Here is a 13,186-nt window from a genome sequence, read left to right on the forward strand (position 1 = left end):
TTTGCTCCTTAATCCAGTCGCCGTTTGGTTTTCATCCACGTCAACCCAATGAACATCGCCGCTGACGCCATTAAAAACAGCGTGTTGACGATCAGCACCACCGGAATATTCCCCGCCAGGAACAGGCTTTGCAGCGTGCTCACAAAGTAACGCGCCGGAATAACATAGGTCACGGCGCGGATCACCGCAGGCATACTGTCTATCTGGAAGATAAACCCGGACAGCATAATCGACGGTAAAAAGGCGGCGTTGAGGGCCACCTGCGCGGCGTTGAACTGGTTGCGGGTGATGGTGGAGATGAGCAGCCCCATGCCCAGCGTGCTGAGTAAAAACAGGCTGGTGATAAAAAACAGCACCACCAGCGAGCCGCGATACGGCACGCCGAGGATAAAGACTGAGACAAGCATACAGAGCAGCATCGCCAGCATGCCGAGGAAATAGTAGGGGATGAGCTTGCACAGCAGTAGCTCGACGCGCGTCACTTCGGTAGAGAGCAGCGCCTCCATGGTCCCGCGCTCCCACTCGCGGGCGATCACCAGCGAGGTCAGGATCGCGCCAATCACCGTCATGATAATCGTCACCGCGCCCGGAATAATAAAGTGCTGGCTGATGGCGGCGGGGTTAAACCAGTAGCGCGTCTGCACGTCGATCAGCGGTTTAAATTCTTCACCCCGGTCCTCCGCGCGCTGCATCTGCCACAGCTGCCAGATCCCCTCCGCGTAGCCCTGTACAAAGTTTGCGGTGTTTGGCTCGCTGCCGTCGGTAATCACCTGGATCGGCGCGTCGGTATTCGCCCGCGCCATATTGGCGGCGAAATCCACCGGAATGACGATCAGGCCGCGAATTTTCCCGGCCTGCATTTTCTGGATCAACTCCTGCCTGTTATCGCTGATAGTGGCGTCAATGTAGGGCGATCCGGTCATGGCGTGAGTAAAGTCCAGCGCATCCTCACTCTGCTGCTCCAGCAAAATCCCGACCCGCAGCTTGCTGGAGTCCAGGTTAATGCCGTAGCCAAAAATAAACAGCAGCAGCAGGGGGATGACTACCGCAATCAGCCAGCTGCTGGGGTCACGCACGATCTGCCGCGTCTCTTTAATGCACAGCGCGCGCACCCTGCGCCAGGAAATGGCATTACTGCGCATGGGCATTCTCCTTATCCCAGTCGTGGATGAGGGTGATAAACGCCTGCTCCATGGTCGGATCCGGAACCTCATCGTCGGCGGCCTGATTTTTCAGGTCGTCCGGGGTACCGTGGGCAATCAGCTTGCCGCGATACACCAGCCCGATGCGGTCGCAGTACTCCGCCTCGTCCATGAAGTGGGTGGTCACCATCACGGTCACGCCTTTTTCCACCATGCTGTTGATGTGCAGCCAGAACTCACGGCGGGTAATGGGGTCAACGCCTGATGTCGGCTCATCAAGAAACAGAATATCCGGCTCGTGCATCAGCGAGCAGGCCAGCGCCAGCCGCTGCTTAAAGCCGAGCGGCAGCTCGTCGGTGGCGTGGGAGGCAATGTTGGTTAAGGCGAAGGCGTCGCTCATGCGGCGGATTTTCTCGTTCTGTGCCCGCCCGCGCAGGCCGTACACGCCGGAGAAAAAGCGCAGATTCTGTTCGACCGTCAGGTTGCCGTACAGCGAAAACTTCTGCGCCATATACCCGAGATGCTGGCGCGCCTTGCCGGAGCTGACCTTCAGGTCCATATCCAGCACCAGCGCCTTGCCGGACGTCGGCACCAGCAGGCCGCACATCATCTTAAAGGTGGTCGATTTTCCCGCGCCGTTCGGCCCGAGCAGGCCAAAAATCTCCCCGCGTTTTACCGAAAAATTGACGTTATCGGTAGCGGCGAAATCCCCGAACTTTTTGGTGAGGGATTTGGCTTCAATCACCGTTTCGCCCGGCGTGCCTTCCACCGTATGCAAAATGGCGGCAAGCGGCGACTCTGAGGTACCCGCGCCGCCCAGCAGGTCGATAAACGCGTCCTCAAAGCGCGGCGCGGTCTCTTCCATCTCGATCTCAGGCATGCCGGGCGCCTGGCGAATATCGTCGACGGTGGCCTCTTTTTTGAGGATCACCCGTACCGAGCGGCCCTGGATCATCCCGTCGCTGACCTGCGGCAGCCTGAGCACCCGCTGCAGCAGCCTGCGGTTAGACTCCTGCGGGCTGTGCAGCAGGAAGCTGCGCCCGGCCATGCTCTGCGTCAGCGTCGTCGGCTCGCCCTGATAAAGCAGTTCGCCTTCGTTCATCAGCAGCACGTCCCGGCACTGTTCCGCTTCGTCGAGGTAGGAGGTGCTCCAGAGGATCAGCATCCCGTCGCCCGCCAGCTCGTGCACCATCTGCCACAGTTCACGGCGCGAAATCGGGTCTACGCCGACGCCGGGCTCGTCCAGCAGCAGCACTTTCGGCTCGCCGACCAGCGTGCAGGCCAGCCCCAGCTTCTGCTTCATCCCACCGGAGAGCTTGCCCGCCAGCCGGTCGGTGAACGGGCCGAGGGAGGTAAACTCCAGCAGGCGCGCGAAGGTTTTTTGCCGCGTTTCGCCGGTGACGCTGCGCAGGTCGGCGTACAGGTTCAGGTTTTCCATCACCGTCAGATCTTCATACAGGCCAAACTTTTGCGGCATATAGCCGAGCATGGCGTGAAGGGCTCCGTCATCCTCGATCGGGTCAAGGCCGAGCACGCTGGCGTTTCCTTCATCCGGCTTGAGCAACCCCGCCAGCATCCGCATCAGCGTGGTTTTCCCCGCGCCGTCCGGACCGACCAGCCCGGTCACATAGCCTTTCCGGATGGTGCAGTTCAGCGGTGCGACGGCCGGTTTGTCCATTCCCGCGAAGCGTTTAACCAGATTGTTGAGCTGAATAACCGCGTCATTCATGTCGTTCCCCGTTGTTCACTTTTACGGTGACGGGCATGCCCTGACGCAGCGCGTCGTCCGCATCGGTCACGATGATGCGCAGGCGATACACGAGGTCGGTACGCAGGTCCGGTGTTTCAACGGTTTTCGGCGTGAATTCGGCGGTAGGGGAGACAAAGCCCACTTTGCCGTGATACGGCTTGTCCGGGCGACCGTCGGTATAGAGCAGCAGTTCGCGGCCCGGCTGCATCTGGCCGAGATTGGGCTCGTCAACGTAGGCGCGTACCCAGACCGGGCGGGTCAGGGATAGCGTTAAGACGGTGCTGCCCGCGCTGAGCATGCTGCCCGGCTCCACGGCGCGGGTCATCAGCATGCCGTCAGACGGCGCGATTAAGGTGGTGTCGTGCAGATCCAGCTCTGCCTGGGCCAGCTGCGCCTGCGCCTGTTCAAGGCTGGCCTTCGCCTGGGCGATATCCTGCGGGCGGTTACCGGTGTGGTACTGGCTTAACTTATCCTGCGCGGACTTTAGCGTTGCCTGCGCCTGGTCGCGGGACGAGCGCGCATTTTCCAGATCGTTGGCGGAAATGGTGCGGCTTTTCCACAATCCCTGCTGGCGCGCGTAGAAGTTCTGCGCGTAGTCATAGGCGGCTTGCGCCTGCTTAACGGCAGCGGCGGCCTGGGCGATCTCTTCGTCGCGATAGCCCGCCAGCATCAGGTCATACTGCGCCTGGGCGACGGACACGCCCGCTTTAGCCTGCAGCAGCGCATTCTCATAGGGCGCTTTATCCAGCATCCCCAGCGTCTGCCCGCTTTTAATGGCATCGCCTTCGTCCACGCTCAGCGAGGCGAGACGTCCGCCCACGCGGAAGCTCATGTTCACCGTGCGAATATCCACGTTACCGTACAGCGTCAGGTCTTTATCCTGATGGCTCTGATACCACAGCCATCCACCGACTCCAGCGGCAAGCAAAACAACAACCACCAGAATGATGGCGACAGGTTTTTTCATGACTTCAGGCTCCTTTGCGTTAAGCCTTGCAGGATCAGATCGACGTGACAGGCGATGACCTTACTAATCTGCGCGGCTTTATCCTCATCAAATTGTGTCCAGCCGGTGCGTAACAGGATGGTTTCCCTGCCCAGACGGAAGGCAAGAATTTCACCCAGCAGGGCGTGGGTATGCAAAATTGTCTCGGTATCACTGGCGTCCCGCCCGGTATAGGCGGCGATCAGCCGGGTCAGGTGCGAGTGCATTGGCTCAATCACCCGATCGTGTACCCGCTGGTAGGCGACGGTCGGGGAGAGCTGCTCCCGGGAGATAAACTTGCTCAGGTTGAGCGTATCGTCGTGCGTGAGCAGGCGGATCATATCGTGGCAGGCATTGAGAATAAGCTGGCGAACGGCGGCGCGATCGGGCGACGGCTGGCCGAGCAGCGCGGTGGCTTCCTCAACGTGCGGGTGAAACTGCGTGCCGATAAAATCGGCGATCCACTCGGCGCAGGCGAGGTATAAATCCTCTTTTGAGCCAAAATAGTAGGTAATCGCCGCAATGTTCTGCCCGGCCAGCGCGGCAATATCGCGGGTGGTGGCATGCAGCCCGTACTCACCAAACTGCGCCAGCGCGGCGGCGATAAGCTGATTTTTAGCCTGTTCACCTTTGGTTGTTGTGGGTGTTGTATTCATGGCGGCATTAAGAATTAATCAATCGATTGATTAAGATTATGCCTGATTCACGCTAACGTCGAGGGAACGCTGAGGGATATTTTATGCGCCACGTCACAAAAGCTGCTACACTCCGCTCCTTCGCGACATTGTGGTTTTTGTCCTCCCCTATTCGTTATATCTCCCTGAAAACTACACCTGTGATGGTCGGGGCGGTTCGGAGTTTTTATGTCTTTTGATTCCCTTGGCCTGAACCCGGAAATTCTGCGCGCGATCGCAGAGCAGGGCTACGTTGAGCCAACCCCAATCCAGCAGCAGGCGATCCCCGCCGTTCTGCAGGGCCGTGACCTGATGGCGAGCGCCCAGACCGGTACCGGCAAAACCGCGGGCTTTACCCTGCCGCTGCTGGAACTGCTGGTAAAAAACCAGCCGCATGCCAAAGGCCGTCGTCCTGTCCGCGCCCTGATCCTGACCCCAACCCGCGAGCTGGCGGCGCAGATTGGTGAGAACGTGCGTGACTATAGCCGCTATCTCAACATTCGTTCGCTGGTGGTTTTCGGCGGGGTAAGCATCAACCCGCAGATGATGAAGCTGCGCAGCGGCGTCGACGTTCTGGTTGCGACTCCAGGTCGCCTGCTGGATCTGGAGCACCAGAATGCGGTGAAGCTGGACCAGGTTGAAATTCTGGTGCTGGACGAAGCCGACCGCATGCTCGACATGGGCTTTATCCACGATATTCGTCGCGTGCTGGCCAAGCTGCCCGCGCGTCGTCAGAACCTGCTCTTCTCCGCGACCTTCTCCGACGAGATCAAGGCGCTGGCGGAAAAGCTGCTGCATAACCCGCTGGAAGTGGAAGTGGCGCGCCGCAACACCGCCTCCGAGCAGGTGACGCAGCACGTTCACTTTGTGGATAAAAAGCGCAAGCGGGAACTGCTCTCCCAGATGATCGGCCAGGGCAACTGGCAGCAGGTGCTGGTCTTTACCCGCACCAAGCACGGCGCCAACCACCTGGCGGAACAGCTGAACAAAGACGGCATCCGCAGCGCCGCCATTCACGGTAACAAGAGCCAGGGCGCGCGTACCCGTGCGCTGGCGGACTTCAAATCCGGCGACATCCGCGTGCTGGTGGCGACCGACATCGCTGCCCGTGGCCTCGACATTGAAGAGCTGCCGCACGTGGTGAACTACGAGCTGCCAAACGTGCCGGAAGATTACGTTCACCGTATCGGCCGTACCGGCCGCGCGGCGGCAACCGGTGAAGCGCTCTCTCTGGTCTGCGTGGACGAGCACAAGCTGCTGCGCGACATCGAGCGCCTGCTGAAGAAAGAGATCCCGCGCATCGAAACCCCGGGTTACGAAGTGGACCCGTCGATCAAAGCCGAGCCGATTCAGAACGGTCGTCAGGGCGGCGGTGGACGCGGTCAGGGCGGCGGCGGTCGCGGTCAGCAGCCGCGTCGTGCCGAAGGCGGCGCGCCGAAATCATCCGGCAAACCGCCGCGTCGCAACAACGACAGCAAACCGGCGGGTGAAAACCCGTGGCGCAGCGGCGAAGGGAAACCGGCAGGTGAAGGGCAGCGTCGACGCCGCCCGCGCAAGCCTGCTAACCCGCAGTAATCTGGAAGCCCGGTCGTAAAGCCGGGCTTTTCTTTTTGCGGCAGCGAAGAGAAAGTGCCACAATAGTGGCTGTTTATACAGTATTTCAGGTTTTCCGATGGCTTTAACCGCTGCGCTCAAGGCGCAAATTGGCGCATGGTATAAGGCGCTACAGCAGCAGATCCCCGACTTTATCCCCCGAGCGCCGCAGCGGCAGATGATTGCTGACGTGGCAAAAACGCTCGCCGGGGACGACGGGCGACATCTGGCGATTGAAGCCCCGACCGGCGTCGGGAAAACCTTGTCGTATCTTATTCCCGGCATCGCGATTGCGCGGGAAGAGGACAAAACGCTGGTGGTCAGCACCGCCAACGTGGCCTTGCAGGACCAGATCTTCAGCAAGGATTTACCTCTGCTGCGCAAAATCATCCCCGACCTGCGGTTTACGGCAGCCTTTGGGCGCGGGCGTTACGTGTGCCCGCGTAACCTGGCGGCGCTGGCCAGCAGCGAGCCGAATCAGCAGGATCTGCTCGCGTTTCTGGATGACGAGCTGACGCCAAACAATAAGGCCGAGCAGGAGCAGTGTGCAAAACTCAAAGCCGAGCTCGACGGCTATAAGTGGGACGGCCTGCGGGATCACACCAGCCAGGCCATCAGCGACGACCTGTGGCGCAGGCTCAGCACCGACAAAGCGAGCTGCCTGAACCGCAACTGTCACTACTACCGCGAGTGCCCGTTCTTTGTCGCCCGGCGCGAGATTCAGGAGGCGGAAGTGGTTGTGGCAAACCACGCGCTGGTGATGGCGGCGCTGGAGAGCGAAGCGGTGCTGCCGGAGCCCAAAAACCTGCTGCTGGTGCTCGACGAAGGCCACCATCTGCCGGACGTGGCGCGGGATGCGCTGGAGATGAGCGCCGAAATCACCGCTCCGTGGTTCCGCCTGCAGCTGGATCTCTTCTGCAAGCTGGTAGCGACCTGCATGGAGCAGTTCCGCCCGAAAACCACGCCGCCGCTGGCGGTGCCGGAGCGGCTTAACGACCACTGTGAAGAGGTCTATAGCCTCATCTCATCCCTGAACAACATCCTGAATCTTTATCTTCCGGCAACCCAGGAAGCCGAACACCGCTTTGCGATGGGTGAGCTACCGGAAGAGGTGATGGAGATCTGCCAGCAGCTGGCGAAACATCTGGAAAAGCTGCGCGGGCTGGCGGAGATGTTCTTAAACGATCTCAGCGAGAAAACCGGCTCGCATGACGTGGTGCGTCTGCACCGCGTTCTGCTGCAGATGAACCGCGCGCTGGGGATGTTCGAAGCGCAGAGCAAGCTCTGGCGGCTGGCCTCGATGGCGCAGGCGTCCGGCGCGCCGGTCACCAAATGGGCCACCCGCGACGTGCGGGACGGGCAGGTGCACCTCTTTTTCCACTGCGTGGGCATCCGCGTGGCAGATCAGCTGGAAAAGCTGATCTGGCGCAGCGTGCCGCACGTGGTTGTCACCTCTGCCACGCTGCGTTCCCTGAACAGCTTCTCAAGGCTGCAGGAGATGAGCGGGCTAAAAGAGAAAGCGGGCGACCGTTTCGTGGCGCTGGACTCGCCGTTTAACCACTGCGAGCAGGGCAAGCTGGTCATTCCGCGCATGAAATTCGAGCCGCTCATCGACAACGAAGAGCAGCACATCGCGGAAATGGCGGCCTACTTCCGCGAGCAGGTCGAGAGTAAAAAGTACCCCGGTATGCTGGTGCTGTTTGCCAGCGGGCGGGCGATGCAGCGTTTCCTCGAACACGTCACCGATCTGCGTTTACTCCTGCTGGTGCAGGGGGATCAGCCGCGCTACCGGCTGGTGGAAACCCACCGTAAGCGCATTGATAACGGCGAGCGCAGCGTGCTGGTGGGGTTGCAGTCGTTTGCTGAAGGTCTGGATTTGAAAGGCGACTACCTGACGCAGGTGCATATCCATAAAATCGCCTTCCCGCCTATCGACAGCCCGGTGGTGATTACCGAGGGGGAGTGGCTGAAAAGCCTCAACCGCTATCCGTTTGAGGTGCAGAGTTTGCCTGCGGCGTCGTTTAACCTGATTCAGCAGGTCGGGCGCTTGATTCGTAGCCACGGCTGCTGGGGCGAGGTGGTGATTTATGACAAACGTCTGCTCACCAAAAATTACGGCCAACGGCTCCTGAACGCGCTGCCGATCTTCCCGATCGAACAGCCGGAAGTGCCCGAGGTAAAAAAACCGCCGGTCAAACTGACCGCAGGGCGCAAGAAAAGCCTCCGTGCTAAGGGGCGCGGTCCTACTGGTAAATGAAGGTCACCTGCACCACGCTGCTGAACGTTCCTGCCGTGACCGGCAATGAGGTGGTGTAATAGCGGGCGGCCAGCGGGAAATCCGCCGTGTGATTGTCCTGGTTGATCAACACGCTGAAGCTGGCGTCCGGGGCAAGCGAGATCTGATCCTGCGGGTCGGCAAGCTCCAGCGCCAGTCCTTTCGCGGTTCCGGTGCTGGCGAATTTAGTCGGATGAATGCTGTCTGGCTGACCGTGAAAGGTGGCCGTGGCCAGCACGGAAGTGGTGGGGCATTTCGACAGGGTTAAGTCGAATGAATGCCATTGTCCGGTATCGCCCACATCCTTAAAATCGCCGGTATTCGCTTTGCCCAGATTGACCGTCAGGTTCTGGCTGGCGCTGTCTACCTGGCAGGCGTTGGCGTAAATGTTTCCGCGAATATCGAGCTGAATCTCTTCCGCCAGGCTCTGGCTGGCGACTCCAAGGAGTAAAAGGGCTAATAAGGTTTTCATTTGTAGGCCACCGTAATGGTTGCGACGGCATTCGCCGTTCCGGGCGTCACCTCCGAACTGGTTTGTTCGTAAGAGACGCTGAAGGGATATTGCGAGCGGATATTGGCATAGGCGGTAAAGGTATCCATGTATTGCCCGAAAACAGGCATCTGACCGTTAAAGAGCATTCTCACCCCCACGCCGGTCGCCACGCCGTTTTCCGGCGTTAATTTGATCACGCCAGGAAAATTCGTTTCATAGCCATTGGCGCTGGTGACCATCATTTCCGGCTGTACATCCTGATCGCAGAGCATGTCGATATTGAATACCGACTGGGAGACCAGGGTTCCCGGACCGGTAAAACGGCTCACCGGAAAATCCCCCAGCGTGACGGTCAGAGATTTGGGCGATACGGTGCAGGTGACTGCTTTAACCACCACGTTACCTGAGTAGGAGAGGGTGTTTGGATAACTCAAGCTTTCTACTTGCTCAACACCAAAGCCAAATTGTGTATTACTGGATGTGAGTGTACCGGCGGTAACCACCTCGCTGGTTTTCACCAGTTCCAGCGAGACGTCGAAGCTAAACGCAAATGAACCATCGCTACCGCTCGAATCAGACACCTGACCCACGGAAGACTTAGTTGTGCAGATTTGGTCTGCTGCTCCCATCACACGCTCCCCTTTACTGTTTCGGAGCGACACGCCGATCCCGGCAACACCCGACTCATAAACACCAGGGATATTGGGAGTCTCTCTACCCAGGCCGTGGTAACAGGCAATGATCTGACGGCCTGCGTCTTCGGCTGTATAGCAGCCCCCCGCAATGTGAGCCGAACGTTCCGTTCCCGGGATGGTCTCTCCCACGGGAAGGCTGGTAGGCACTGAAATAGACGCTAACGATAGCAGCGCTGGTAAATTGGGTGAGACACAGTTGGCCTTTGCGTGCGGCATAAAGAGTGCTGCCGTCGCCAGAACTAAAAGTAAGAAAAACGATTTTGCTATCTGCATTATGATCGGTCCGGTGTTAATCAGTGACACTGCGCGGCAGCGTTAATAATGTTGGTGTCATCCTTCTCTTGCGTCAGGGCGTAATCGGCGACGCAATGCTCGCTCGCCTCCTTGCCCCAGGAAACGAAAAGGCGTCCTTGCTGCGGCAGTCCGGTGAGATACACCAGGCCGTCGTTACCGACGATAAATTCGCTGCTCTTGTCTTCCGTGGTGACCGTTGCGCCAAAGGGCAGCGGTTTGTCTTTCCAGGCCAGCGTCATTAAGACGCGGTTGCCCACGCGAGTATCGAAGCTGGCGCGAACTATCGCGCCGCGCGTTGGTGTTACCGTCTGCGAGGCGTGTGTCACGTCGGCATCGTCTGGCAGCGTCTCGGTATCCAGCGAAATTGGGTTGTGACGCCACGGAGTGACAAAGGGCACCAGCGTATAGCCGCGATAGTCCGTTTCCACGCCCGTCTGGTTGGCAACGTGCGTGCCGTGCGTTCCCGGCGCTTTAATCAGCACCACGGTTTCTCCCAGGGTCTGACCGAAGGTGACGCCGTCAGAGTGGGCGACGATGCCGCCCTGGATCCCGGCGTTCACGGTGTGCTGATGGCTGTCCTGGCTTACGCCGCCGCGCACTTCACCGTAGGTGCCTTTGTAATCCGCATTCATACTGGTGGAGATGTTGTTATTGGCGCTGTCCAGTCCCTGCTGAACGTTCCAGCTCAGCTTGTCTCCCTCCAGCGCGGTACCATTCAGGCCCAGGTTGTGGGTGGTGCCGTCTTTACCGTTGTTCAGGCTGTAGTTTGCCCAGGTGTTAGGCAGCCAGCGGTCGAGCGGAACCGACACGTTAAGGCCGATTTGTCGGTCATAGCTGATGGATTTACCGTCCTCGTCCGTGTCGTCGCTGTTTTTATTGATGCTGTAGCTCAGGCTATAGCTCACGCCGTGCCAGCTATTGTTGTAGTTAACGCTCAGGGAGGTCATATCCTGACGCTGGCTCCAGTAACTCTCTTTCACCAGGCTTAGCGTCACCGAACCCCACTTTTCGCCCAGCGTCTGGTCGACGGTGGCCTCCGCCCGTGCGCGGCGCTGCTGTGGAGCGGACCAGTCGTTTGCACTGGTCCAGGACTCCATGGTGTCCTGCAGGGTGTAAAAGCCCTTGCTGTTGTAGCGATAACCCGCCAGCGAAAAGTGAGTGCCGGTCGCGATAAAATTTTTGCTGTAGCGCAGACGAAGGGATTGCCCTTTGCTGGTTTTGCGCTTTTTCAGTAACGCTTTGGCGCGGGTAACGTCTACGGAGAACGCGCCGAGGTCACCAACGTTTTTCCCTGCGCCGAGCGCGGCGGAATGGTAATGCGAACTCTGCTGCGTACCGCCGTAAACGGTGACGCCGTGTGGCAGGCCATAGATGGCGCTGCCCTGGGCGAAAGGGGTCTTCTCAACCTCTTTATCATATGAACGGTAGCGCCCTGCAGCAATGCTGTACTTGAGGTGTTTTTCCCGCTGCAGCACCGGCACGGAGGCAAACGGCACCACGAAGTGACTCTCGCTGCCGTCGGTCTCTTTTACCGTGACGTTCAGATCGCCGCTGCTGCCGGTGGGGTAGAGATCGTTAATCTCAAACGCGCCGGGGGCAACGGTGTTTTGGTAGATAACGTAGCCATTCTGGCGAACCACCACCTGGGCGTTACTGTGCGCCGTACCGCGTACCACCGGTGCATACCCGCGTTCGCTGTCGGGCAGCATGTCGCTTTCGGTAGCCAGCTGTGCGCCAGTGTAAGAGACACTGTCGAAAACGTCGGCCTGGGTGCTGCTCTGTCCCACGGTCAGCTCGCTCTTCAGCCCCACGATATCGCGCTGGGCATAGGTATAGACCGGGGTCAGCTTGCCGTCGCCCTGACCGCCATCCGAATTGTGGTTCCAGGTGCTGTAATTTCGCACGCGCCAGGCACCGGTGTTAAAACCGGGGCGCAGGTTAATAAACTGGCTGCTGTTGTCCGCTTTTCCATGCTGGCGGGCGTGGCTTTGGCTGGCGTTAACGCTATAGTTCAGGATGCCCGCGGTGATCCCTTCGTCATACTCTTTCGGATCGATGTAGCCGCGAGGCACCTGGCCCAGCGCCGACTGGGGAATACTCAGCAGTAGTTGCTGGTTTTTGATACGGAAAGTCGCCGAGGCCGAAGGGATGGCGCTGAGATCCGCGCATTCCCCTTTTGCCGCCAGCTTTGGATAATCTTTGGTTTTGATGCCCAGATGCGTTAATTCATCCAGACTCAGGCATGGCTGCAGGGAATCATCTCCCTGCGCATCTTTTTGTAATATAAAAAGGACGTCACGAGTGTCGATTTTATTATTATTGACGAACATCGTGACCTGATATTTACCTGGCGCCTGACCGGGACCGTTTTCATAAACAGAGAGATCGGTCTTTGCCTGCTCTGGATTATCAATATCCAGCAGGGCAGGGTTAAAATAATCATCAGCGTGGGCCTGCAGCGCGCAGCATGTCACCGCTATCCCACAAAAAGTGGGCAGCATTTCACGCAGTCGACGTAATAGCGGCTTAGTTGTGCTGTACATGATTATCCAGGCGTTGAATAGAGTATTAACGAACGGATGCAGACCAGGTTTTACTGATGCTTCCGTAATCGTTAATGACCGACCAGCTTACGGTGTTACCGTTCGTATTTGCCGGAAGGGCAAAGCGGGTAGAGGTATCTGGCACAGCCCAGGTAGCTTTTGCCACTTTTTGGCCGTTCAGCGTTACGTTCTGGAAATTCATATAGAAAGGCGTGGGGTTGTTTACCACCAGATCATTGCCTTCGCGGTGCCATTCCAGTTTATCAGCCACTGCTTCAGGTTTGCCTTTAATCGATGCAGGGCGATACAGCAATTTAATACGGGTATTAATGGCTATTTGTAATGTATTAACGCCCTCTTCATGACTTGAAGAAGGAATGGCTTTAATATTTAACCAGTATAACGACTCACGATCTTCTGGCATATTTCCGCCGGTGCGCACCACGCGCAGCACGTTATCTTCTTTAGCGTTCAGACGGAACAGAGGTGGGGTAATCAGAAATGGCGCTTTACCGCCTTTTTTCAAACCGGTATCCACCCAGGACTGTACCAGATAGTTAATATCATCCGGATTGGAAATCCCAATCGAAGACTCTTTTTTCTCTCCCTGATAAACCAGTCGGGTGCCATTAATAATCACACCTGCATGGGCTGTTACTGCAGTCAGTAAAAGTGCGCTTAATAAATAACTGTGTCGCATAAATCTGTCTCAAAGAAAGAGGAGATATAACCTTCGCGTGAA

At 58.2% G+C, this 13,186-nt stretch carries 10 protein-coding genes; 2 read left to right on the forward strand and 8 right to left on the reverse strand.

All coding sequences use genetic code 11. The features are described 5' to 3' along the window. Positions 1-8: 8 nt before the first annotated feature. Genes QMN93_RS06360 through cecR form a run of 4 tightly spaced genes read right to left on the reverse strand, consistent with a single transcriptional unit; the run spans position 9 to position 4,533 of the window. Complete coding sequence (locus QMN93_RS06360; RefSeq protein WP_045142921.1) at positions 9-1,142, reverse strand: ABC transporter permease; 1,134 nt, start codon at positions 1,140-1,142, stop codon at positions 9-11. Beyond that, on the reverse strand, positions 1,132-2,871 hold the full coding sequence (locus QMN93_RS06365) for an ATP-binding cassette domain-containing protein (RefSeq protein ID WP_069303845.1): 1,740 nt from the start codon (positions 2,869-2,871) through the stop codon (positions 1,132-1,134). The genes QMN93_RS06360 and QMN93_RS06365 overlap by 11 nt, the downstream gene beginning before the upstream one ends. Next, on the reverse strand, positions 2,864-3,859 hold the full coding sequence (gene hlyD, locus QMN93_RS06370; RefSeq protein WP_193138948.1) for a secretion protein HlyD: 996 nt from the start codon (positions 3,857-3,859) through the stop codon (positions 2,864-2,866). Before hlyD ends, QMN93_RS06365 begins: the two co-directional genes overlap by 8 nt. Continuing rightward, positions 3,856-4,533 carry a transcriptional regulator CecR gene (cecR, locus tag QMN93_RS06375; protein ID WP_064672132.1) on the reverse strand — a complete coding sequence of 226 codons (678 nt, stop codon included), beginning with the start codon at positions 4,531-4,533 and terminating at the stop codon, positions 3,856-3,858. The genes hlyD and cecR overlap by 4 nt, the downstream gene beginning before the upstream one ends. 207 nt (positions 4,534-4,740) lie before the next feature. Between cecR and rhlE the strand changes: the two genes are divergently transcribed. After that, positions 4,741-6,126 carry an ATP-dependent RNA helicase RhlE gene (gene rhlE, locus QMN93_RS06380; protein WP_047061420.1) on the forward strand — a complete coding sequence of 462 codons (1,386 nt, stop codon included), beginning with the start codon at positions 4,741-4,743 and terminating at the stop codon, positions 6,124-6,126. 97 nt (positions 6,127-6,223) lie between these two features. Further along, a complete protein-coding gene (dinG, locus tag QMN93_RS06385) occupies positions 6,224-8,401 on the forward strand; it encodes an ATP-dependent DNA helicase DinG (protein WP_193138949.1) in 2,178 nt (725 codons plus the stop codon). Here dinG and QMN93_RS06390 read toward each other — a convergent pair. The 4 genes from QMN93_RS06390 to QMN93_RS06405 form a co-directional block, all read right to left on the reverse strand. After that, the gene (locus QMN93_RS06390) at positions 8,388-8,891 is read right to left on the reverse strand and encodes a fimbrial protein (RefSeq protein WP_193138950.1); all 504 of its coding nucleotides are present in this window, start codon (positions 8,889-8,891) and stop codon (positions 8,388-8,390) included. The two genes, dinG and QMN93_RS06390, sit on opposite strands and share 14 nt — an antisense overlap. Further along, entirely contained in the window at positions 8,888-9,880 is a 993-nt protein-coding gene (locus QMN93_RS06395; protein ID WP_047061877.1) for a fimbrial protein, read from the reverse strand. Before QMN93_RS06395 ends, QMN93_RS06390 begins: the two co-directional genes overlap by 4 nt. A 20-nt stretch (positions 9,881-9,900) precedes the next feature. Continuing rightward, complete coding sequence (locus QMN93_RS06400) at positions 9,901-12,402, reverse strand: fimbria/pilus outer membrane usher protein (protein ID WP_264884980.1); 2,502 nt, start codon at positions 12,400-12,402, stop codon at positions 9,901-9,903. A gap of 67 nt (positions 12,403-12,469) precedes the next feature. Further along, the gene (locus QMN93_RS06405; RefSeq protein WP_182383203.1) at positions 12,470-13,144 is read right to left on the reverse strand and encodes a molecular chaperone; all 675 of its coding nucleotides are present in this window, start codon (positions 13,142-13,144) and stop codon (positions 12,470-12,472) included. Positions 13,145-13,186: the final 42 nt, after the last annotated feature.

Source organism: Enterobacter sp. R-1.6.2 (assembly GCF_035064085.1).
In the GTDB taxonomy this organism is placed as follows: Bacteria; Pseudomonadota; Gammaproteobacteria; order Enterobacterales; family Enterobacteriaceae; genus Enterobacter; species Enterobacter asburiae_B.